Annotated in this window: 19 protein-coding genes; 5 read left to right on the top strand and 14 right to left on the bottom strand. The window is 62.9% G+C overall.

Annotation, left to right across the window (positions count from 1 at the left end):
- The 11 genes from NKJ04_RS00005 to NKJ04_RS00055 form a co-directional block, all read right to left on the bottom strand.
- A partial coding sequence (locus tag NKJ04_RS00005; protein WP_352672695.1) for a hypothetical protein occupies positions 1-1,460 on the bottom strand: 1,460 nt, incomplete at its 3' end.
- Positions 1,461-1,607: 147 nt separating this feature from the next.
- Positions 1,608-3,005 carry an NAD(P)(+) transhydrogenase (Re/Si-specific) subunit beta gene (locus NKJ04_RS00010; RefSeq protein ID WP_127267393.1) on the bottom strand — a complete coding sequence of 466 codons (1,398 nt, stop codon included), beginning with the start codon at positions 3,003-3,005 and terminating at the stop codon, positions 1,608-1,610.
- Between the two features lie 6 nt (positions 3,006-3,011).
- Positions 3,012-3,437: a proton-translocating transhydrogenase family protein gene (locus NKJ04_RS00015; protein WP_006339983.1), complete on the bottom strand. Its 426-nt coding sequence runs from the start codon at positions 3,435-3,437 to the stop codon at positions 3,012-3,014.
- Positions 3,437-4,708 (bottom strand): Re/Si-specific NAD(P)(+) transhydrogenase subunit alpha, encoded by a 1,272-nt coding sequence (locus NKJ04_RS00020; RefSeq protein WP_352672697.1) that lies wholly within the window; start codon positions 4,706-4,708, stop codon positions 3,437-3,439. Before NKJ04_RS00020 ends, NKJ04_RS00015 begins: the two co-directional genes overlap by 1 nt.
- 84 nt (positions 4,709-4,792) lie before the next feature.
- The gene (locus tag NKJ04_RS00025) at positions 4,793-5,017 is read right to left on the bottom strand and encodes an aa3-type cytochrome c oxidase subunit IV (protein WP_127267396.1); all 225 of its coding nucleotides are present in this window, start codon (positions 5,015-5,017) and stop codon (positions 4,793-4,795) included.
- Positions 5,018-5,212: 195 nt separating this feature from the next.
- Positions 5,213-5,362, bottom strand: a complete 150-nt coding sequence (locus NKJ04_RS00030) for a DUF3096 domain-containing protein (RefSeq protein WP_013528205.1) — start codon at positions 5,360-5,362, stop codon at positions 5,213-5,215.
- A 119-nt stretch (positions 5,363-5,481) separates the two neighbouring features.
- Positions 5,482-6,261, bottom strand: a complete 780-nt coding sequence (locus NKJ04_RS00035; protein ID WP_352551263.1) for an N-acyl amino acid synthase FeeM domain-containing protein — start codon at positions 6,259-6,261, stop codon at positions 5,482-5,484.
- A gap of 150 nt (positions 6,262-6,411) precedes the next feature.
- Entirely contained in the window at positions 6,412-8,724 is a 2,313-nt protein-coding gene (locus NKJ04_RS00040) for a putative bifunctional diguanylate cyclase/phosphodiesterase (RefSeq protein ID WP_352672699.1), read from the bottom strand.
- A 144-nt stretch (positions 8,725-8,868) separates the two neighbouring features.
- Positions 8,869-12,363, bottom strand: a complete 3,495-nt coding sequence (locus NKJ04_RS00045; RefSeq protein WP_352672700.1) for an indolepyruvate ferredoxin oxidoreductase family protein — start codon at positions 12,361-12,363, stop codon at positions 8,869-8,871.
- Between the two features lie 219 nt (positions 12,364-12,582).
- Entirely contained in the window at positions 12,583-13,119 is a 537-nt protein-coding gene (locus NKJ04_RS00050) for a hypothetical protein (RefSeq protein ID WP_206638000.1), read from the bottom strand.
- Positions 13,112-13,723, bottom strand: coding sequence for a CGNR zinc finger domain-containing protein (locus NKJ04_RS00055; RefSeq protein WP_352672702.1), 612 nt, complete (start codon positions 13,721-13,723; stop codon positions 13,112-13,114). The genes NKJ04_RS00050 and NKJ04_RS00055 overlap by 8 nt, the downstream gene beginning before the upstream one ends.
- Positions 13,724-13,871: 148 nt before the next feature.
- Here NKJ04_RS00055 and NKJ04_RS00060 point away from each other — a divergent pair, with 148 nt between their 5' ends.
- The 4 genes from NKJ04_RS00060 (at position 13,872) to NKJ04_RS00075 (ending at position 18,380) form a co-directional block, all read left to right on the top strand.
- Entirely contained in the window at positions 13,872-14,777 is a 906-nt protein-coding gene (locus NKJ04_RS00060; protein ID WP_352672703.1) for a branched-chain amino acid ABC transporter permease, read from the top strand.
- A gap of 190 nt (positions 14,778-14,967) precedes the next feature.
- On the top strand, positions 14,968-15,552 hold the full coding sequence (locus NKJ04_RS00065; protein WP_127412900.1) for a TRAP transporter small permease subunit: 585 nt from the start codon (positions 14,968-14,970) through the stop codon (positions 15,550-15,552).
- On the top strand, positions 15,552-17,333 hold the full coding sequence (locus NKJ04_RS00070; protein ID WP_128302891.1) for a TRAP transporter large permease: 1,782 nt from the start codon (positions 15,552-15,554) through the stop codon (positions 17,331-17,333). The genes NKJ04_RS00065 and NKJ04_RS00070 overlap by 1 nt, the downstream gene beginning before the upstream one ends.
- An 18-nt stretch (positions 17,334-17,351) precedes the next feature.
- Positions 17,352-18,380 carry a zinc-dependent alcohol dehydrogenase family protein gene (locus NKJ04_RS00075; RefSeq protein WP_352673199.1) on the top strand — a complete coding sequence of 343 codons (1,029 nt, stop codon included), beginning with the start codon at positions 17,352-17,354 and terminating at the stop codon, positions 18,378-18,380.
- Between the two features lie 85 nt (positions 18,381-18,465).
- Here the strand turns inward: NKJ04_RS00075 and NKJ04_RS00080 are convergent, their stop codons facing one another.
- A complete protein-coding gene (locus NKJ04_RS00080) occupies positions 18,466-19,575 on the bottom strand; it encodes a TRAP transporter substrate-binding protein (RefSeq protein ID WP_013528215.1) in 1,110 nt (369 codons plus the stop codon).
- A 264-nt stretch (positions 19,576-19,839) separates the two neighbouring features.
- Here NKJ04_RS00080 and NKJ04_RS00085 point away from each other — a divergent pair, with 264 nt between their 5' ends.
- Positions 19,840-20,613, top strand: coding sequence for a gamma-glutamyl-gamma-aminobutyrate hydrolase family protein (locus NKJ04_RS00085; protein WP_127266508.1), 774 nt, complete (start codon positions 19,840-19,842; stop codon positions 20,611-20,613).
- On the opposite strand, the gene NKJ04_RS00090 is transcribed toward NKJ04_RS00085, so the two are convergent.
- Both NKJ04_RS00090 and NKJ04_RS00095 read right to left on the bottom strand, forming a co-directional pair.
- The gene (locus tag NKJ04_RS00090; RefSeq protein WP_352672706.1) at positions 20,614-21,018 is read right to left on the bottom strand and encodes a hypothetical protein; all 405 of its coding nucleotides are present in this window, start codon (positions 21,016-21,018) and stop codon (positions 20,614-20,616) included.
- Between the two features lie 159 nt (positions 21,019-21,177).
- Positions 21,178-21,849, bottom strand: coding sequence for an outer membrane protein (locus tag NKJ04_RS00095; RefSeq protein ID WP_352672708.1), 672 nt, complete (start codon positions 21,847-21,849; stop codon positions 21,178-21,180).
- Between the last annotated feature and the right edge of the window lies 1 nt (position 21,850).

Here is a 21,850-nt window from a genome sequence, read left to right on the forward strand (position 1 = left end):
GGCGTTCCGGTTGGGCTGGGCCCCTTTTGCCCACCTTGGCCTACCGGGCGGCGAACCCCGCAACTTTCAATGGGGGGCGTATGGTGGGGGGCCACCTCCACACGGGGCGCCGCCAACGACCAGTACAGCGTGTGGGTGAAGACACGGCCGAGGCAACCGCGTAGCTCGACCTGGATGTTCTCCACGCCCGGGCCGAAATTCTCCGCCATCGGCCCGGAGATCGGATCGCCCGTCAGCCAACCGTTGCCGCGGTCGAAGATATTGGTCCAGCGCGTCGCAGCAAACACCGCTCCATGATGCACCGCGCGCTGCGGCTTGCCCGAAGAACGGTTGCGCCCTTCCTGATAAAGCACAGTGCCACCGGCCGCCGCTCCCTCGGCAACCGGCGGACATGCCGAGAACAGGCGCTCGGCGATGCCGCGTCTGAATTCGGCGAGATTGTGCGTCACCAGAAATTCGCTGTGGGTCAGCGGGCTGCCAAGCGTGACGAAATCGCTGATCTTCCAAGGCCCATGGTTGTCCTCCTTGGTGCGCAGTTGGCGATAGAGTTCCCACTGATCGCGCCGGAACCCGGCAAGATCGTCAAGGCTGCCGGGCCATGCCGAGCCGTCGGCAACAAGCGTCGCCTTGTCGATGGCGTGGATCGCCTTCAGTTTCGCCTTGTCGCGGATGGCCTCCAGTCTTCGGGGCCTGAAATCGGCCCACAAGATCTGCAGCAGGTCATAGGCGATCATCGAGCCGAGGCTATGCGAGACCAGCACGATGCGATCGTAGGTATCGTCCATCATCAGACGCTTCAGCAGCTTCAGACCACGGCTGCGGATCAGAGCCCGCTTCTCGACGGTTGCAGCTTCAGCGCGCACATAGGCGGCGACATCGCCGAAATAGGGAAGGCCAAAACGATCCACCGACCAGATGACGAACGAGGCCAGGATGGTGACGAGCGCGCCGATGGTCCACGAAATTTGCTGCTGCCAGACCGACGTCGCGAGCGCGAGGCCCGCGGCCAGAACGATGATGACGGCAACCAGCGTGACCAGATAGAGCTTTCGGGCGTCGGGCGGTATGTCGGCGGGCTTGCGCCACAGCAGGTTTGTCACCCAGGCGGCAAGCCGGCCCCGCGTCGTGCCCTGCGTGATGTCGGCCCAGTAAAGCTCGTAGAAATCGGTGCGGCGGCCATCGACATCGTAGGGCGTGGTGATGCGGCGAAGTTCGTACGAATTGGTCCGGCTGTCGGGAGTGATCCAGCTCTGGTTGATCTTCGAACCGGCGGGGTCGGCCGGATCGGCGACACGGGCATAAAACGGCGCGCGGCTGGGGTCATGGCTCCAGACGGCCTGGACAAAGCGGCGCAACGTATCCATCGGCCGCTGTTCGCCCATGCCATGAACGATCACCACCGCCTGGCCAGGCTTGCGCGGCGGTTTTCCGGCGGGCGGCGATGCGATCGGGTCGGGCACCAACGTCTCCGTCGACGACAGTCCCGCCGTCGAGGCGGGAATTCGTCATCGTAGCGCCGAAATTGCCGTCAAGCCAAGAAAGCACGGCCAAGAAAAAGCCGGCGCGAAGCCAGGCGTTTCTTGGCTTGTCCCGGCGCTGATCGCCGATCAGTGATCCATGGCCTTGACGATTTCCTCGGTCATCTTCTTGGCATCGCCGAGCAGCATCATGGTGCCGTCCTTGTAGAACAGCGTGTTGTCGATGCCGGCATAGCCGGAGCCGAGCGAGCGCTTGACGAACAGGCAGGTGCGCGCCTTGTCGACATCGAGGATCGGCATGCCGTAGATGGGTGAGGACTTGTCGTCGCGCGCGGACGGGTTGGTGACGTCGTTGGCGCCGATGACATAGGCGACATCGGCCTGCGCGAACTCCGAGTTGATGTCCTCGAGTTCGAACACTTCGTCGTAGGGCACGTTGGCTTCGGCGAGCAGCACGTTCATGTGGCCAGGCATGCGGCCCGCCACGGGATGAATGGCGTACTTCACGTCGACGCCATTGGCCTTGAGCTTGTCGGCCATTTCGCGCAGCGCGTGCTGCGCCTGGGCAACCGCCATGCCGTAGCCCGGCACGATGATGACTTTCTGGGCGTTCATCATGAGGTAGGCGGCATCGTCGGCAGAACCCTGCTTGACCGTGCGTTCGATGCCGTCATCGGCGGCCGCTGCCGTCTCGCCACCGAAGCCGCCGAGGATGACGGAGATGAAGCTTCGGTTCATGCCCTTGCACATGATGTAGGACAGGATCGCGCCGGATGAGCCGACCAGCGCGCCAGTGATGATCAGCGCCAGATTGCCGAGCGTGAAGCCGAGGGCCGCAGCTGCCCAGCCCGAATAGGAGTTGAGCATCGAGACGACGACCGGCATGTCGGCGCCACCGATGGGGATGATCAGCAGGATACCGAGCACCAGCGAGGCGGCAACGATCAGCCAGAAGACCAGCTTCGATTCCGTGGTGACCAGCAGCACGATCAGCACGACGAGCGCGATGGCAAGTGCCGCGTTGATGAAGTGGCGTCCGCCGATCATGATCGGCTTGCCCGACATGCGGCCATCGAGCTTGAGGAAGGCGATGACCGAGCCGGTGAAGGTGATGGCGCCGATGGCGACGCCAAGGCTCATCTCGATCAGCGCCTGGGCGTGGATGTCACCATCCGTGCCGATGCCAAAACTTTCCGGCGCATAGATGGCGGCGGCCGCCACCATGACGGCGGCGAGGCCGACCAGCGAGTGGAAGGCGGCGACCAGCTGCGGCATCGAGGTCATGGCGATGCGCCGCGCGGTGACGGCGCCGACGCTGCCGCCAATGGCCAGGCCGAGCACGATCAGGCCGAAGCGGCCGGCCGAGGGAGTTGCCAGCGCCAGCGTGGTGGCGATGGCGATGCCCATGCCGATCATGCCGTAGAGATTGCCCTGCCGGCTGGTGGTCGGATGCGACAGACCGCGCAGCGCCATGATGAACAGGACGCCGGAGACAAGGTAGAGGAAGGACGCGAAGTTGGCGTTCATGGCGCTCTACTTGTCCTTCTTCTTGTACATGGCCAGCATGCGCTGGGTGACGAGGAAGCCGCCGAAGATGTTGACCGACACCAGCATCAGCGCGACGAAGCCGAAGCCCGCGGCAATGCCGGAGGCGGCGATGCCGACGGCAAGCAGCGCGCCGACGACGATGACCGAGGAGATGGCGTTGGTGACGGCCATCAGCGGCGTGTGCAGTGCGGGGGTCACCGACCAGACGACGTAGTAGCCGACGAAGATCGCCAGGACGAAGATGGCGAAGCGGAAGACGAAGGGATCGATGGCGCCCCCGGACAGCGCATGCGCAGCATCACCCGCCGCGTCGGCACCACCAGGCGCGGTCGCCATGTTTTGCACCGCCAGCCGGACGGCGGCGGAAGCCTGGTCGAGCTGGTCGAGGGCTTTCTGCAGGGTCTGGTCCATCACGCGATCCCTTTCGGCTTCGACGAGGGCGACTTGGAGGCGGCGGCCGCCTTCTTGGGCGCGGCTTTCTTGGGCGAAGCGTCGGCGACCATGGTTTTGGCCGGGATCGCCGCCGGCTCGACATGGGGCTGCTGGTCGGCCTTCACGAAGGCCGGATGAACCACCTTGCCGCCGTCGGTCAGCATCGTTGCCTTGACCAGATCGTCGTCGCGGTTGATGGCAAGCGTCTTGGTCGTCTTGTCGACCAGCGTTTCCAGGAAGGCAAACAGGTTTCTGGCATAAAGCAGCGAGGCCGACGCCGCGATGCGGCCAGGCACATTGAGATGGCCGACAATCTTGACGTTGTTGGCGGTGATGACGACCTTGCCGGCTTCGGCGCCCTCGACATTGCCGCCGCGCTCAACCGCCAGATCGACGAGAACCGAGCCCGGCTTCATCGAAGCGACCATGTCAGCCGATACCAGCTTGGGCGCCGGTCGGCCGGGAATAAGCGCGGTGGTGATGACGATATCCTGCTTGGCGATGTGCTCTGATGTGAGTGCCGCCTGCTTGGCCTGGTATTCCTTCGACATCTCCTTGGCGTAGCCGCCGGCCGTCTCGGCCGCCTTGAATTCCTCGTCCTCGACCGCAAGGAACTTGGCGCCGAGCGAGGCAACCTGTTCCTTGGCGGCGGGGCGAACGTCGGTGGCGGTGACGACCGCGCCCAGACGCCGCGCGGTGGCGATCGCCTGCAGGCCGGCAACGCCGACGCCCATGATGAAGACCTTTGCTGCCGGCACCGTGCCCGCCGCCGTCATCATCATCGGCAGCGCGCGATCATATTCCGAAGCCCCGTCGATCACCGCCTGATAGCCGGCCAAATTGGCCTGCGAGGACAAGACGTCCATCGACTGCGCCCGGGTGATGCGTGGCATGAATTCCATCGAGAAAGCGGTGACGCCAGCCTTGGCCAAGGCTGCCACAGCGGCATCATTGCCATAGGGATCCATGATGGCAATGACCGCAGTACCGGGTTTGTAGCTCTTCAGCTCGGCATCGCCGGGCCGACGCACCTTCAGCACGACATCGGCCTTGGCGACATCGGAAACGTTGCCGATGGCAGCGCCGGCCTTGGCGAATTCCTCGTCGGGGATGCGGGACCTCGTGCCGGCACCGGCCTCGACGACGACGTCGAAGCCCAACGCCGCCAGCCGTTTCACCGTATCGGGCGAGGCCGCGACGCGCGGCTCGTTGGCATCGAGCTCACGAGGGATGAAAACCGTCTGTCCCACCGCATGATCCTTTCGGCCGGAAGCTATTTCCCGCAAGACGCCGGCCGGCCTCGCGGCGGCGCCGTGGACAAGGTGTCGGAAAATCTATCGGAGGATAAAGGCGCCGACGGCCATAATCAGCACGAATAGAATGGTCGCCGAGAAGAAGCCGCCCGCGAAGAAGCCGAAGGCCATCGCCAGAAGCAGGGCTCCGCAGAAAAGCGATCCGTATTTGGCCAGCGCGAGGAAGCCCGCATAGGTGCGGTCATGCTCGGCATAGTCCATCTTCGCGCCCAGTTCGACAGGACCGGTCGGCGAGTGATCAGCCATAGGAATACCCCTTCGAAGACATCTTTCAGGCACATAGCGAAAAGCCGGGCCGAGAGCAATGGCGCTATTGCCGCACAACAGCCGACAACTGCCTCAACGGAAACTTGAAGCCAGCGGCCAACGCGCCGGAGCAGAACTCAATGCGTGACGCGGAAAGATGCCCCAGAAGCGGTTGAGGCGGACGGTTGCAATCCCTCAGCCGGCTAGATGCGGAAATAGCCCGAGCAACCCGACGACGATCAGATAGAGCGCGACGATGTAGTTCAACAGCCTTGGCATGACCAGGATCAGCACGCCGGCGATCAGCGAGATGAGCGGGGTGAGCGCAAGTGTGGAAATGGTCATGACGAGTTCCTTTGGCATATCCGTGGATTCGGCGACCAATAGCGAGGACGACAACGCGCCGAGCCATCAGAACGCGTATCCGGCCGGAAAGCTCCAGTGGTTCTGCGAAACGCCTAATCTCAGGCGGCTTCGCGAAAATATTTGGCAGTCGGCAGGATGGTCAGCGGCGCCAATTCTCCAGCACCAGGTGTCTCGAACAGCATACGCTGCTCCAGAGATGTGGATCGGAAGAATGGGAAGCGTGAGAACGACCGCTCGCGAATGGCAGCGACATTGGCGCGATAGAGCACGACCTTGTAGTTCAGGCCCGGATAGTCGCGCAGCTCACCGATCTGCTCAGAACTGTAGATACGACGGTAGAAACCCGCATGTTCGGGCCGGATAGTCGAGAGACAGTACGGTGCGTCGAAGTAAAAACAGGCCATTCCGGCAAGGCGCAGCGTCAGGTAGGGGATCTGCGGATAGACCTTCGACCAGTCTGGGTCGGCGGCAAAGCGGCTTGGATCCGCAAAGTGCGCCCCGGCAGCCAGCATCGGGCGCAGGATGTCGCCGTAGACAGTTGTAGACGGCGATTGCGGCGTGGCCCGGCAGGCATGATGAATGCGCACCGTGGAGACCAGGATTCCGTCAATATAGACGCCGAACTTGGAACAATTTTCAGCTTCGTCGAGCTCGTCATGCACTATATGTTCCGGGTTTTCTGGAACCATATCATTCAAGATATAGGATTTGTAGCGCAACCTATAGATGTCTTCGAGATCCTCGCCCTTGTCGCAGCGGCGATATTCCGTCCGCTCAAGCATCGCTGAAACATTGCGGGCGAAACTCGACATGCTGTCGGGCGAATTTTCTTCACCCCCGCCCGCCACATGGCCAAGCGCTTCCAACTGCACATCCATACTTCAAACCCTCGTAAGTTTCCGCCACAGTTCAACCTACGACGGGATCCTGAGATGTAAAAGATGAAAATGGAGCGCACCTCGTTTACCGATCATTAACGTTAACGGTCCGTAAATTTTTATGAAAAGGCGACGCTCTTCCGGCACCGGTCAGCGACGTGCGGCTCTCTTGGCTGTATTGATGTCCTTGGCGAAGGGCCATACCGTGTTCGACATGGTCTCGATGCCGGAAGCGCTGAGCGCCGAACCGAACAGGAACCCCTGGACGAGATCGGGCTTGACCTGCAGCGCCAGTATCTTGAGCTGCTCGAAGGTCTCTACACCCTCGACGGTGACCGAAAGCCCCAGCGGCCGCGACAGATTGACGATGCCCTTGAGCAACTCGAGCGAACGGGGGTTCTGGGTGACGTCCATCAGGAACGAGCGGTCGATCTTGATCTTGTCGAGCGGCAGTTTGTGCAGGTAGCTCAGGCTCGAATAGCCGGTGCCGAAATCGTCGAGCGCGATGCGTACGCCGATCTGCTTCAGCTCCTCGATATACTGGCGCGTCAGCGACTTGTCGTCGAGCAGCGCCGTTTCGGTGACCTCGATCTCGAGCCGGGAGGCGGCGAGGCCGGAGGCGGCCAACGCATCGCGAACCTTCTGGATGACGTCGCGGTTGCGGAAATCCTTGGCCGAGAGATTGACCGAGACGCTGGTCTGGTCCGGCCATTTGGCGCATTCGGCGCAGGCTGCCTGCAGCACGAAGGTGCTGATCTCGGAAATGATGCCCATTTCCTCGGCCAAAGGAATGAAGATGCTGGGCGAGATCGGCCCGAGATCGGGGTGATCCCACCGGCACAACGCCTCGCAGCTGGCGATACGCATGGTGCTCATCGCCACGATCGGCTGATAGACCACCCTCAAGCTCTTGCTTTCCACGGCTGTACGCAGGTCCGCCTTCATCAGCTGACGGTTGCGGAAGGCGGCATCCATCGAGGCTTCGAACAGCCGCCAGCTGTTCTTGCCGAGCTCCTTGGCCTTGTAGAGCGCCAGGTCCGCCTTGACGATCATGGCGTCGACATCGGTATCCTTGACCCGTGACAGCACCGCGCCGCCGCTGGCCTGAATGCGCAGCCCGTGACCGGCGACGTCGACTTCCCCTTGCAGGCCGGCGAAAATCTCGTCGAGCTGGCTGGTCAGATGGCTCTCATCCTCGACGCGGTCGAAGAAGATCATGAACTCGTCGCCACCGAAACGGCTGACGGTGATATCTTGCCTGGCAATGGCGGCAAGCCGCTCGGCAACGGCATAGATCAAGCCATCGCCGATCGGATGGCCAAGCGTGTCGTTGACGCTCTTGAAATCGTCGAGGTCGAGCACCGCAAGGCCGCAGAGACGATTGCGATCGCCTGATACCATGGCCTCGCCAATCAGTTCATGGAAGTAGGCGCGGTTGGGCAGGCCGGTGAGGTTGTCGTAACGTGCCATGAAGCGGATCTTGTCTTCCGCCTCGACACGGGCGGTGACATCCTCGAAGGTGATGACGCCCAGTTCCTGGCTGCCTTCGCGAGCCGAGAACTCGTAATGCTGGCCATTGGCGAGGGAAACCAGCACCTTGCGGTCGCGGCCCTCGCGCAGGGCACGCGTCAGCTGCGCCTCGATGTAGCGGCAATCCTTGGGCGCCAGCATGCCGCCGGCGACACCGCGCATCAACAGACCATGGATCGACCGGCCGAGCAGCGCGTCGGGCGACTTGAGCGACATCAGATGCGCGGCCTCGGCATTGGCCACCGCGACGCGGCCGTCCGGGCCGAGCATGACAAGGCCGTGCGACATGGTGTTGAGCGCCCGATTGAAGCGCTGGGCGATGCGGTTGGCCTTCTTTTCCTCGGACAGGGCGGCGAAAAGCACCTCGCGGACCAGATCGGCGAAGCGCTTGATGGCAAAAAGAAATGGCGCCGAAAGCAGGCCGAGAATGAAGTGATAGGGATCGCCCCGCAGGATGAAGCCCAACGAGATCGGCCAAGTCATGGTCATAATGAAGATCACGACCATCCTGGGCGAACCATAGTTGCGGCCAGCAATAGACGTGGCGGAGGCAAGCGTCACGCAGACGGCAGCTATTTCCGCGAACGGGTCATAGGCAAGATAGATGCCGACAAAGCAAAAGGCACCAAGCATGAAGCCATGCATCGAGCCGTACAGTATGTAGTCGTTCTCGCGGCGACGCGCCTCTTCCCAATTTTGAGGCGAAGGAGCGTGACGATATTTCCTGATGTTGCGAAGACGAAGGAAGGCGACGGCCAGCAGTCCGAGGGTGACCGCGAGATAGGCCGGATCCATGGTTTTCCAGTAAACCAGCACGACCAGCAGGGTTTGGGCAAAGAATCCTATCGAAAGCGTCAACCCGTCGCGAAACAAGGTTTCCACGAACGGAATGTAGACGTCGACCGGGATCTCGTTCTTCTTTATCAGATTCAACGCCTGAATCCCAACCCTGGGGAGCCAAGCAGTGCCACATCCGCCTTAAGAAAGATTTAGAGAGGCCCCGCCGCTCCTGTCGTCAAGCCGGGTGACGTAACGGAAAGCAAGGAAACTGTCGTTCAGGTAAACAAGGCGTATCGATCATTCGGCGGCCTGAAGTTCCGGCCGCGCCGGCGTACTCGACAGGCGTTCGAGCAGCCTTTGGCGTTCGCTCGAAGCCTTGTCGGCGCTAGCTCGACGGACGTGGCCATAGCCGCGAATGAGGGCCGGCACCGCGGCCAGCGCAACCGCCGCATCGACCTTGGCCGGGGCCAGCGATCTGGCGATGAGCTCCAGATCCGCCTCATACTGCGCCAGCAGCCGCCGCTCCATGCGCCGTTCGGCGGTGTAGCCGAACAGGTCGAAGGCGGTGCCGCGCAGGCCCTTCATCGCCGCCAGAACCCGAAAGCCCTTCATCATCCACGGGCCGAAGCTTGATTTCCTCGGGCTGCCGTCATTGCCGCGACGGCCCATGATCGGCGGCGCGAGGTGGAATTCGAGCTTTTCGTAGCTCTGGAACTGTTTTCCAAGTTCGGCGACGAAAGAGCCGTCCGTGTAAAGACGCGCCACCTCGTATTCGTCCTTGATCGCCATCAGCTTGAACAGGTTCCTGGCGGCGGCCTGCGACACCGCGGTCGAACCAGGCACGGCCTTCGCTTCGGCGGCGCGCAAAATGGCCAGTTTTCCGGCATAACGCCTGCCATAGGCGGCGTTCTGATAGGCGGTCAGGAAGGCGACGCGGCGGGCGATGATGTCGTCCAGTGTCTCGGCGATGTCCGTGGCCTGGTCGGCCTTTCCAGCCACGGCCGGACCCGGCTGGGCAACGAGCCCGCGCACGAAATCCGGCTGATGGGCAGCACGACGTCCCCAGCGGAAAGCGGCGATGTTCATCGCCACGGCTTCGCCATTGAGCTCGATCGCCTTCTCGACGGCCTCGGCCGACAATGGCAGGCCGCCGTGCTGGAAGGCAAAGCCGAGCATGAACATGTTGGCGCCGAGCGAATTGCCGAAAAGTGCCGTGGCGGTGCGGGTGGCGTCGAAGAAATGCGCCTTGTCGTCGCCGGCTGCCGCGCGGATCGCCTTTTTCAGCCGCTCTGTCGGCAACGAAAAATCAGCCGAGCGGGCGAATTCGCCGGGCATGATCTCGGCGGTGTTGGCGACGAAGATGGTGTGGCCCTCGCGCACCGCGGTCAGCACCTTCTTGGCGCCCGACACGACGAGATCGCAGCCAAGCACCAGATCGGCCTTGCCGGCCGAAACGCGGATGGCATGGATGTCGTCCGGGGTGCGGGCGATGCGGACATGGGTGAACACCGAGCCACCCTTCTGGGCGAGGCCGGCCATGTCGATCATGCCGCAGCCCTTGTCCTCGAGATGCGCCGCCATGCCGAGCACCGCACCGACGGTGACGACGCCGGTGCCGCCGACGCCGTCGATGATCGCCGCCCAGCCCTGCTCGCCAAGCGGGAATTGCGCCGGCACAGGCACGCCTTCCAGCGGATCGGCTTTGCCGGCCAGGCCTTCGGCCTTGCGAATCTTGGCGCCGTGCACGGTGACGAAGGACGGGCAGAAGCCGTTGACGCAGGAGAAATCCTTGTTGCAGCTCGACTGGTCGATCTTGCGCTTGCGGCCAAATTCGGTCTCGACCGGCTGGATCGAGACGCAGTTCGACTGCACGCCGCAATCGCCGCAGCCTTCGCAGACCAGTTCGTTGATGAAGACCCGCTTGTCGGGATCGGGGAAGGTGCCGCGCTTGCGGCGGCGGCGCTTTTCGGCGGCGCAGGTCTGGTCGTAGAGCAGCACCGAAACGCCCTTGACGTCGCGCAGCTCGCGCTGGACGAGATCGAGGTCGTCGCGGTGATGGATGGTGGCGCCGGCCGGGAATTCGGCCTTCCCGGCATATTTGCCGGGCTCATCGGTGACGATGGCGATGCGGTCGACGCCTTCGGCGCGCACCTGCCTGGCGATCATGTCGACGGTCAGGCCGCCTTCGTGCGGCTGGCCGCCGGTCATGGCGACGGCGTCGTTGTAGAGGATCTTGTAGGTGATGTTGGCGTCGCTCGACAGCGCGAAGCGGATCGCCAGCGTACCGGAATGGTTGTAGGTGCCGTCGCCAAGATTCTGGAAGATGTGCTCGCGCTTGGAGAACGGCGCCTGGCCGACCCATTGCGCGCCCTCGCCGCCCATGGCCGTGAAACCAACGGTGTTGCGGTCCATCCACAGCGCCATGAAGTGGCAGCCGATGCCGGCCGCGGCGATAGAGCCGTCCGGCACTTTGGTGGACGAATTGTGCGGACAACCGGAACAGAAGAATGGCGTGCGCGAGCCGATGTCGGTGGCGTCGGCGAGCATTGCCTGGAACTGGCGCAGCTTCGCCACCCGCGCCGAAATCTCTTCGGACGGGCCGATGGTCCTGACGATCCTCTCGCCAAGCGCGATGGCGATCTCGTTGGGATCGAGCGCGCCCTTGGCCGGAAACAGCCAGTCGCCGCGCTCGTCTTTCTTGCCGATAATGACCGGTTGGGTGGCAGTGCCATAAAGGCTTTCGCGCAGCTGCACCTCGATCAGCGAGCGCTTCTCCTCGACGACGATAATGGTGTCGAGGCCGCGGGCGAAATCGGCGATGTGATGCAGGTCGAGCGGCCAGGGGCAGCCGACCTTGAACAGCCGCACGCCGATGCGGTTGGCGGCCGCCTCGTCGATGCCGATGTCCTCCAGCGCCTGACGGACATCGAGATAGCTCTTGCCCAGCGTGATGATGCCGATCTTCGGGTTGCGGCCACCCGAATAGACGATGCGGTTCAGCCCGTTGGCATGGATGAAGACGGAAGCCGCGGCGCGCTTGTGCTCATGCAGCCGCTCCTCCTGACCGAGCATGTCGATCTCGTGGCGAATGTTGAGACCGCCCGATGGCATGTCGAAATCCGGCACGACGATGTTCAGCCGCTCGAGCGAGGCATCGACCGAGGCCGTCGATTCGATGTTGTCCTTGACGCATTTGATCGCCGCCCAGGTACCGGCAAAGCGCGACATGGCAAAGCCGTAGAGTCCGTAATCGATGATCTCCTGGACACCGGCGGGATTGAGGATCGGCACCATCGTGTCGACGAACAGGAATTCGGTGGCATGCGCATTGGTCGAGGATTCGGCCATATGGTCGTCACCCATCAAGGCGAGCACACCGCCATGCTTCGACGAGCCGGCGAGGTTGGCATGGCGGAACACGTCGCCGGAACGATCGACGCCCGGCCCTTTGCCATACCAGACCGAAAAGACGCCGTCATGAGTGCCCTCGCCCAGCAGTTCCGTCTGCTGCGACCCCCAGCAAGCGGTGGCGGCAAGCTCCTCGTTGAGGCCCGGCTGGAAGACGATGTCAGCCTGGGCGAGCTGTTTCTTCGCCTTCCAAAGCTGCATGTCGAGGCCGCCGAGCGGCGAACCGCGATAGCCGGAGACGAAGCCGGCCGTGTTCAGGCCGGCGCGACGGTCGCGCTCGCGCTGCATCAGCAGCATGCGGATGACCGCCTGCGCGCCGGACAGGAAGATGCGCTCCTTTGCGAGATCGAACTTGTCGTCGAGCGCGACGTCGTGCAGCGTCATCAGGCATTTCCTCTGCGGAGGCCACGCGGGGCAGGCAGCCAACGTCGGGGTCGGATGACGCATCCTTTCTCCCCTTGCAAGGCAGGTCAAACAAAATCGCAGATGCCAGGCAACGCGCAACGAACAGTCCGCGGCCATCCTGAATCGGGTATGAAACCGGTCCGCGGACATTGCCCGGCGCACGAAAATTTCAGCTGCGGCCCGGATGGCCGCGACGCGTCAGCCGCCCTTCGAGCAATCCGGCTTCGGTTCGCCCGGCAGCTTGCCGTCGGGATGGCCGACGAGATCGGGATTGGCGGTGTAGAGCTGATCGATGACCAGCGGCCGGTCGGGCAGGATCGACTGGTCTTCCGTCGACATCAGCGTGGTATCGATCTTCTGCAGGACCGCGCCGTCGGCGCCCTTGATGCTGATGGCAATCGCATAGGGCTTGTTCTTGACGACGCAGGTCAGTGCCGGGCTCTCCAGCGTCACCTTGTCGAGCTTCGGCCAGACCTTCTGCTCGACCACCAGAGGCACGCCGCCGGCGGGATCCTGGAAGCTGGCGACCGCGACCTGGCCCTCTCCCATCGGCTTCAGCGGCCGCAGGGTCACGACATAGGTCGCCCTGGCAAGGCGGTAGTTGAAGACGAATATCTTGCCGGAAATCTCGAACAGCTTGCCTTCGTCATTGCCGGTATCGCGGCAGGCGCCGAGCGCAACGGCCGCGATGAGTGCCGCGCCGACAAGGATCGAATGGGAAAGGCCGCTACGCATTCTTGACCTCATTTTCCGCCATGCGACGGCGACGATAGTGACGGCTTGCCTTCTGCCTGTTGCCGCACACCGCCATGTCGCACCAAAGGCGGCTGGAATTGCGGCTTCTGTCGACGAACAGCCAGGTGCAATTGGGACAGATCCTGAGCCTCGCGACGGTGTCGTCGCGCAGAAGCGACAGCGCCGAAACCGCCAGTGCCGCCTCGAAGGCGATCGGAGTCAGGGGATCACCGAAGGGCCTCCCCGGCGCACCGATCTCGGTCCGGCTGCCGGCAAGGCCATCGCCGCAGGCTCTCAGGAATCCGGGCAGATCAGTGGTGGCAACCGCGCCCTTCGACGCCGCATCACGAAACAGCCGGTCCGTCGCCTCGCGGATCGACAGCACGACGGGCGCGATCGCCACCGCCGAGGATACCGCCAGCGGCCTTTCGCCAAGTTCGGCGGCGCGAAAGCGGCTCGCCGCATCGGCGAAGCGGGCAATCTCGGCCGGATCGTCGAAGCGATCGAACGTCCGCTCCGGATCGCCGCGCAGCACGACGGTGTTCGCCGTGTCGAGCGCCAGCAGGCCGCCGGTAAAGCGGTGCGAGGTCCAGGATACCGTCATGACGAGAATCTAACCGATGAATTGTGTTTGACAAGTTAGATTCGGCGATGCAACCTCACTCCGGGATGCGGTGGTCTCCGCAGCCTTTTGAGCATGCCGCTGGCGAGGACCGCTTCGCACTTTTGGGCAGCATGCTTCGAGGTTTTGCATGCTCTATTTCTTCCAGCAGGCGCTGAACGGGCTGCATTCGGGCGCGCTTTATGCCCTGCTCGCCTTTGGCTATGTGCTGACCAACGGCATCCTGCATCGCACCAATCTCGCCTATGGCGCGTTGTTCGCCTTTTGCGGCCAGACGATGATCCTGACCGCGGCCTTCGGATACCAGGTGCTGTGGCTGACGCTGCTGGCGGCGGTGGCGCTCGGCGTCGTCGCTGCGTTCCTCTATGCCGCGCTGATCAGCCACGTGCTGTCGCGCAGTGTCTTCGAACCTTTGGCCGACCGCACGCCCAATGCAATCGTGGTGACGACGCTCGGCATCCTGTTGCTGCTGTCCGAAGCGAGCCGCATCGCCGCCGACACGCATGATCTGTGGCTCCCGCCGATGCTGGCGCAGCCTATCGTTTTCGCGCAGGGCGCGACCTTCAAGGCGACGCTGACGCTCATCCAGCTCATCGACTGCGCGGTGGTGCTGACGGCAATCGTGCTGGCCAGCTGGGCGTTTGCCCGGTCGAGCTTCGGCCGGCGCTGGCGTGCCGTCTCCGACGATCCCAAGACGGCGGCGATGTGCGGCGTCGACGTACGCGCGGTGTTCCGGCACGCGGTGCTGTTCGGCGGCTTCTGCGCCGCGCTGGCCGGTGTGATGGCCGGGCTCTATTACGGCAATGTCAGCTTCGGCTCGGGCCTCGTCTACGGGTTGAAGATCCTGTTCGTGACGGCGGTCGGCGGCTATCTCTCGCCGTCGCGCGCAGCACTCGGCGCGGCCGCCTTCGGTATGGCCGAATCGCTGTGGGCCGGCTATTTCCCGGTCGAGTGGCGCGACGCGTGGATGTATCTGTTCCTGGTCACGACGCTGATCCTGATCGGCGCCGGCCGCGACACCGGCAAAATCGCCTGAAAAGGTCAGACTTTGGTTGCATGACGCGAGGGCAGATCGCCGGTATCGGGCACTGTCTGCCATGCGATGATATTTGCTGCCTCTATGCTTGTTGACCCGTCAGTCCACGCGCGGCATACCGTTGGACCACGCGGCGTGACGGACAAAAAAGGGGGGAGCCGGCACGCCTCCGGTACAAGGGAGGAAATGCATGGCAGGGCTTCTTGCTCTATCCAGGACTATTGATCGCGCCAACGAATTCATCGGCAAATGGATATCGTGGCTGATCCTGCTGGCGATCCTGGTGAGCGCCGCCAACGCCATTATCCGCAAGGTGTTCGACATATCCTCGAACGCCTGGCTCGAGCTGCAATGGTATCTGTTCGGCGCCGCCTTCATGTTAGCCGCCGCCTATACGCTGAAGCAGAACGAACATATCCGCATCGACATCGTCTACGGCCTGTTTTCACGCCGCGTACAGCACTGGATCGACCTGCTCGGGCATCTCTTCTTCCTGATGCCGTTCGTGACGCTGATGGTGATCTATTTCGTGCCCTATGTGTCGCTGTCGTTTCGCAGCGGCGAGATGTCCAACAATTCCGGCGGGCTGATCATCTGGCCGGCCAAGGCCATCCTGCTCATCGGTTTTTTCCTGCTCGCGCTGCAGGGCATCTCCGAAATCATCAAGAAGATCGCCATCATGCGCGGAGACATGGACGACCCCAATCCCTTCATATCGGTGCATGAGCAGGCCGAACTCGAAGCCAAGGCGCTGGCCGACGAGGTGCGCTCGTGATGGAGTTCATCGCGCAGAACATGGCGCCGATCATGTTCGCCTCGCTGATCATCTTCCTGCTGATCGGCTACCCCGTCGCCTTTTCGCTGGCCGCCAACGGCTTGATGTTCTTCTTCATCGGCGTGCTGCTATCCCCCTATTCCGGAGGATCGATCAACCTCGCCTGGCCGCTCCTGCACGCATTGCCGGATAATTTCTACGGCAGCCGGGTGATGTCGAACGACACGCTGCTGGCCATCCCGTTCTTTACCTTCATGGGCATCGTGCTCGAGCGGTCGGGTATGGCCGAAGACCTGCTCGACACGATCGGCCAGCTGTTCGGGCCCATCCGAGGCGGCCTCGCCTATGCGGTGATCTTCGTCGGCGCGCTCTTGGCGGCGACCACCGGCGTGGTGGCGGCTTCCGTCATCGCCATGGGCCTGATCTCGCTGCCGATCATGCTGCGCTATGGCTATGACCGCCGGCTCGCATCCGGTGTCATCGCTGCCTCCGGCACGCTTGCCCAGATCATCCCGCCGTCGCTGGTGCTGATCGTGCTTGCCGACCAGCTCGGCCGCTCGGTCGGCGATATGTACGCGGGCGCGTTGATCCCGGGCCTCGTGCTCACCGGCCTCTATATGTCCTACATCCTGATCATGTCGATCATCCGGCCGAACTCGATGCCGGCGCTGCCGCTCGAGGCTCGTACACTCGGCCATGGCGTGATGTCGCTGCTGGTGGCTTTGCTGGTCACATCAGCGGTTTCCTACGCGGCGTATCGTTATCTGGCGCCGGCGCATGGCGACAATGCCGACATTCTCGGCGCGACGGCCGGAGTGCTGTTCATCTACATCGTCGCCATTGCCGACAAACGCCTGAACTTCAACATGATGTCCAGGCTCGCGCAGCAGGTGATCATCGTGCTGATCCCGCCACTGGCGCTGATCTTTCTGGTGCTGGGCACCATCTTCCTGGGCATCGCCACGCCGACGGAAGGCGGCGCCATGGGCTCGGTCGGCGCCTTGTTCATGGCGGCGGCCAAGGGGCGCTTGTCGCTTGACGTCGTCAAGCAGGCGCTGGCCTCGACGACAAGGCTGTCGTCCTTCGTGCTGTTCATCCTGATCGGCGCACGGGTGTTCTCACTGACCTTTTACGGCGTCAACGGCCATATCTGGGTCGAGCACCTTTTGACGTCGCTGCCGGGCGGCGAGGTCGGCTTCCTGATCGGCGTCAACATGCTCGTCTTCTTCCTCGCCTTCTTCCTCGACTTCTTCGAATTGGCGTTCATCATCGTACCACTGCTGGCGCCCGCCGCCGACAAGCTCGGCATCGACCTGATCTGGTTCGGCGTGCTCCTGGGCGTCAACATGCAGACCAGCTTCATGCACCCGCCCTTCGGCTTCGCGCTGTTCTACCTGCGTTCGGTGGCCGCGCGCGTGCCCTATCTCGATCGTCTCACCGGCAAACAAATCGCGCCGGTGACCACCGGACAGATCTATTGGGGCGCGGTGCCCTTTGTCTGCATCCAGGTGATCATGATCGGCTTGACCATCGCCTTCCCGCAAATGGTGATGCACTACAAGGGAACGACCGTCGATCCGGGCACCATCGACTACAAGGTACCGGAGGTGCCCGGCCTGTCGCCGCTCGGCACGCCGCCGGCGGATGGAGCGGCGCCCGCTGGTGGCGGCACGGCGCCGGCAGCTCCCGACCTTTCGCAACCGCCCAGTTTCGGCGATCCGACACCGGCAAAGCCGGCAGCGCCACAGCCTGACCTGTCGCAACCGCCAAGCTTCAACTGAACCGGCATGGTCAAAACCATGAAAGCGGTGCGGCTGGAAGCAGTGGGCGGCATCACGCTGCGCGACGTCGACATGCCTGACATCGGTGCGGATGAGCTACTGGTGCGCATCGAAGCCTGCGGCGTCTGCGGCACGGATCGGCATCTGTTTCACGGCGAGTTTCCGTGCACGCCGCCGGTGACGCCCGGCCATGAATTCTCCGGCATCGTCGAGGCGGTCGGAAAATCCGTCTCCGGCTTTGCCGTCGGCGACCGCGTCACCGGCGATCCCAACATCGCCTGCGGGCGTTGCGTGCATTGTCATGCCGGGCGGGTCAACCTCTGCAGCAATCTGCGCGCCATCGGCATTCATCGCGACGGCGGCTTTGCCGAATATCTTGCCTTGCCGCAGAAGCAGGCTTTCGTCCTGCCTGCGGGCCTCGATCCCATGCACGGTGCCTTCTGCGAGCCGCTCGGCTGTTGCCTGCATGGCGTCGACCTTGCCGGGATCAAACCGGGCAGCTCGGTGGTCGTGCTTGGCGGCGGCGTGATCGGCCTGCTCACCGTGCAGCTGGCAAGATTGGCGGGAGCCACGACCATCATTCTGTCGACCAGGCAAGCTTCGCGGCGCGCGCTCGCCAGGGATTTCGGCGCGACAGCGACGGTCGATCCGACTGCCGCCGATGTCGTCGACGCCATCGCCGGGCCAGCCGGCCTGGCGCCGGGCGGAGCCGACGTGGTGTTCGAATGCGCGGGCGTGCGAGAGACCGTCGAGCAGTCGATGCGGCTGGCCCGCGCCGGTGGCACGGTCGTCATCGTCGGCGTGACGCCGCAAGGCGTGAAAGCTGAATTCGAGCCGTTCGACCTGCTGTTCCGGGAACTGAAGGTGCTCGGTTCCTTCCTCAATCCCTACACCCATCGCCGCGCCGCCGAACTCATCGCTTCCGGTGCGATAGAGATCGACAGGCTGATCTCCAGGCAGGTGTCGCTTGAAGAAGCGCCAGCGGTGATCGCCAATCCGCCGGCCCCCGGCGAGGTCAAGGTTCTGGTGGTCCCGCGCCGAGGCTGAACCGCCGGCTTCGCCTCCCGGGATATACAGAAAAGCTCCCTGAGCAGGTTCCGCCCAGAGAGCTTTTGAGCAGAAGTCCGGCCGACTACAGCTTGCCGTTGCGCTGCTGGACCATCATGAAGGTGTCGTAATTGTATTCGGCCACCTGCGCCCAGAGATAGTGCTCCTTGCGGAAGCCCTTGATCGATTCCCAGATCTTCTTGAACGGGGCGTTGGAGGCTTCCATTTCGGTATAGACCTCGTTGGCCTTTTCGAAACAGGCAGCCATGATCTCCTGGCTGAACGGGCGCAGTTTCGCGCCGCCGGCCACCAGTCGCTTCACCGCCGCAGGGTTCAGATAATCGTATTTCTGCAGCATGTTGGCGTCGGCCGCCTGCGCGGCAGTGTGCAGCAGCGACTTGTACGTCGGCGAAAGTTCTTCGTACTTCGCCTTGTTGAACATCAGGTGGACGGTCGGGCCGCCCTCCCACCAGCCGGGATAATAATAATAGGGCGCGACCTTGTAGAAGCCGAGCTTCTCGTCATCATAGGGACCAACCCATTCGGCCGCGTCGATGGTGCCTTTCTCCAGCGCGGGATAGATATCACCGCCGGCGATCTGCTGCGGCACGACGCCGAGTTTCTGCACCACCTTGCCGGCAAAACCGCCGATTCGCATCTTGAGGCCGGAAAGGTCGGCCACCGTGTTGATTTCCTTGCGGAACCAGCCACCCATCTGGACGCCGGTGTTGCCGCCCGGCAGGCCGAAAAGGCCCTGCGTGGCGAGAAACTCGTTGAACAGGTCGATGCCGCCGCCGTGGTAATGCCAGGCATTCATGCCGCGTGCGTTGAGCGAAAAGGGAACCGCCGCACCGAGCGCCCATGTCGGGTCCTTGCCCCAGTAATAATATGCCACCGTATGGCAGGCCTCGACCGTGCCGGCCGTGGTGGCGTCGGCGGCCTGCAGGCCAGGCACCAGCTCGCCGGCAGCAAAAACCTGGATCTGGAAATTGCCGTCGGTGGCTTCCGACAGCATCTTCGAGAACACCTCGGCGCCGCCATAGATGGTATCGAGCGACTTCGGGAAGGACGATGCCAGCCGCCATGTCACCTTGGGATTGGACTGGGCGATGGCAGGCGCCGCCAGCGTGGCCGCCGCCGCCGCGGCACCGACGCCGGTGACACCGGCCTTGCGAATGAATGAACGACGATCCATGAAGTTCCTCCCTTTTGGATCAACAGGCCGACGCCAGGAAATCCTCGGTTTCCGTGTCGGTTCGTTCGAGACAATACACAGGCAAGAAGTCGAGTCCAGCAGGCCGGCCCGATTTGACGGCGAAGCCCGGCTGCCCTGCAACTATAGTCTAACAGGCCATTTCGTGGCCCATTCGACACGCCGAAACTTGGCATGGAAAAATAACCGGGGATCGCCTATTTTAGAGGCAGGACATCCCTTGCCCAGATGGAACACAGAGCCAAAATGCATCAGCCGCTCGTCGCCATATCGACCGACGTCCGTCAGTTCGACAACTACACCTGGCATGCCGCCCCGCAGCAATATCTGGAAGCGGCGATCACCGGCGCCGGCGTGTTCCCGCTGCTGGTGCCATCGTTCGGCGACCGGCTCGACTTCGACGAACTTCTGTCGTCGGTCGACGGCGTCATGGTCACCGGCTCGAAATCCAATGTGCATCCCTCGCTCTATGGCGGCGATGCCAGCGAAGCCAATGGCCCCTATGATCCGGCGCGCGACGCCACGACGCTGCCGCTGATCCGCCGGGCGATCGAACGCGGCGTGCCGCTGCTCGCCATCTGCCGTGGCATCCAGGAATTGAACGTGGCGTTGGGCGGCACGCTCGGCACCGAGATCCAGGAGCGCGAGGGCTCGCTCGACCACCGCGCGCCGGTGAGCGACAAGCAGGACGAACGCTTCGCCATCCACCAGACCATTTCGATCAAACCCGACAGTTGCCTGGCCGGTGTGTTCGGTGCCGGCGACATCAAGGTCAATTCGTTGCACCGCCAGGCGATCGACCGGCTCGGCTCGAAGCTGCAGGTCGAGGCCGTCGCCACCGACGGCACGGTCGAGGCGGTTTCGGTGCGCGACGCCCGCGCCTTCGCCGTCGGCGTGCAATGGCACCCGGAATACTGGGTCAAGTCGGACAGCAATTCGGTCAAGATATTCCGGGCCTTCGGCGATGCTGTTCGGCTGCACGCCGCAGCGAAGGCTGGCGCGCGGGCGGCGGCGGAATAATCAGTCGCCAGATTTCTTGTCACCGGTGGGCGCCAGCGACAGCAATGGTAGCGCCGGGGCATAGGATTCGTAGCCGTCGCCATCGGCAGCCGCGAAGGTGACGATTGGATCGGTGCCATTGGCGCTGAAGGCGACCGTGCCGTCGTTTTGCTCGCGCCAGAACTTCGCCTGCTCTATGCCCGGCAAGAGCCGGCGGCATTTGGGAGCAACGGTGAGCAGCGACAAACCGTCCGAAATTTCGGCCCCGCGGCTGACTGCACAGACCGCCTCATCGCCATTGGCGACCAGCCTGTAGCTGCTGGACGGGGCGGCCTCGTTGGCCACGCTTTCCCCGCTGCCGGCATGAAACAACTGAACGGCGCCAAACAGCGCTGCGGCAGCGATCAATACGGAAAGCGTTTTCATCGTTCTTCATCCACGCACTCGGACAGGATGGAGAATGTTTCCAAAGGGTTAAGCTGGCGTTAATAGGTGTGCCAACACGCCTTTGGCCCGCCGAACAAAGGCGAGCGTCCCGGGACAGTGGCGGCATTACTCCCGCCCCCGAACATCGACTAGTTTATATCAAAACTTGTAGCTGAAGCCGACGCGGACAGCCTGGGTCTTTACATCGGTCGGATAATTGAAGCCGCTGTCAGTCGCTGGATTGTCGGTGAACGTGCCGAAATCACTGTAACGATACTCAACCCGCGTCGTCCATTTTGGCGAGAAAGCATATTCAACGCCGGCGCCCACAGTCCAACCCGCCTTCGTGTTGGATGTACTGTCGGTCGTCGCGCCGTCGTCGTAATTGGTGTGGAAGTGAGCCACGGCCAGGCCACCCGTGGCGTAGAGGAGGGCCGGTCCCATTGCATAGCCAAGGCGCGCCCTCAGCGAACCCTGGACGTCGATTTTGGTCTTGATGGTGCCAGCAAACACCGAATCCACTGAACCGCTCGCTCCTGAGCCCTCGATATCGCCTTCGACACCGAGAACATATGAATCGAAGGCCTGATTGTAGCCGAGGTGAATGCCGCCGAGCACGCCGTTGGATTTCCACGAATCAGACCAATCGGAAAAGCCGCTGCCTATCTCGGAATCGTGGCTGTCGACATCTCCCCAGCCATACCCGATCTGAGCGCCGACATAGGCGCCGGTCCAATCGTAGGCAACGGGAGCTGAGTCGAGCGCATCGGCAGCGAAAGCGTTGCCTGAAACGACGACAAGCATTGTCGACGCAAGAAGAAGAATTTTCACG

It is taken from the genome of Mesorhizobium sp. M0618 (assembly GCF_040320765.1).
Lineage (GTDB): Bacteria > Pseudomonadota > Alphaproteobacteria > Rhizobiales > Rhizobiaceae > Mesorhizobium.

Coding starts and splice junctions, on each gene's coding strand:
- NKJ04_RS00055 (WP_352672702.1), bottom strand. CDS start 13,723: ATGACGGTATCCTGGACCTCGCACCGCTTTACCGGCGGCCTGCTGGCG.
- NKJ04_RS00045 (WP_352672700.1), bottom strand. CDS start 12,363: ATGACGCTGCACGACGTCGCGCTCGACGACAAGTTCGATCTCGCAAAG.
- NKJ04_RS00025 (WP_127267396.1), bottom strand. CDS start 5,017: ATGGCTGATCACTCGCCGACCGGTCCTGTCGAACTGGGCGCGAAGATG.
- NKJ04_RS00060 (WP_352672703.1), top strand. CDS start 13,872: ATGCTCTATTTCTTCCAGCAGGCGCTGAACGGGCTGCATTCGGGCGCG.
- NKJ04_RS00085 (WP_127266508.1), top strand. CDS start 19,840: ATGCATCAGCCGCTCGTCGCCATATCGACCGACGTCCGTCAGTTCGAC.
- NKJ04_RS00065 (WP_127412900.1), top strand. CDS start 14,968: ATGGCAGGGCTTCTTGCTCTATCCAGGACTATTGATCGCGCCAACGAA.
- NKJ04_RS00035 (WP_352551263.1), bottom strand. CDS start 6,261: ATGGATGTGCAGTTGGAAGCGCTTGGCCATGTGGCGGGCGGGGGTGAA.
- NKJ04_RS00010 (WP_127267393.1), bottom strand. CDS start 3,005: ATGAACGCCAACTTCGCGTCCTTCCTCTACCTTGTCTCCGGCGTCCTG.
- NKJ04_RS00030 (WP_013528205.1), bottom strand. CDS start 5,362: ATGACCATTTCCACACTTGCGCTCACCCCGCTCATCTCGCTGATCGCC.
- NKJ04_RS00080 (WP_013528215.1), bottom strand. CDS start 19,575: ATGGATCGTCGTTCATTCATTCGCAAGGCCGGTGTCACCGGCGTCGGT.
- NKJ04_RS00090 (WP_352672706.1), bottom strand. CDS start 21,018: ATGAAAACGCTTTCCGTATTGATCGCTGCCGCAGCGCTGTTTGGCGCC.
- NKJ04_RS00070 (WP_128302891.1), top strand. CDS start 15,552: ATGGAGTTCATCGCGCAGAACATGGCGCCGATCATGTTCGCCTCGCTG.
- NKJ04_RS00075 (WP_352673199.1), top strand. CDS start 17,352: ATGAAAGCGGTGCGGCTGGAAGCAGTGGGCGGCATCACGCTGCGCGAC.
- NKJ04_RS00015 (WP_006339983.1), bottom strand. CDS start 3,437: ATGGACCAGACCCTGCAGAAAGCCCTCGACCAGCTCGACCAGGCTTCC.
- NKJ04_RS00050 (WP_206638000.1), bottom strand. CDS start 13,119: ATGCGTAGCGGCCTTTCCCATTCGATCCTTGTCGGCGCGGCACTCATC.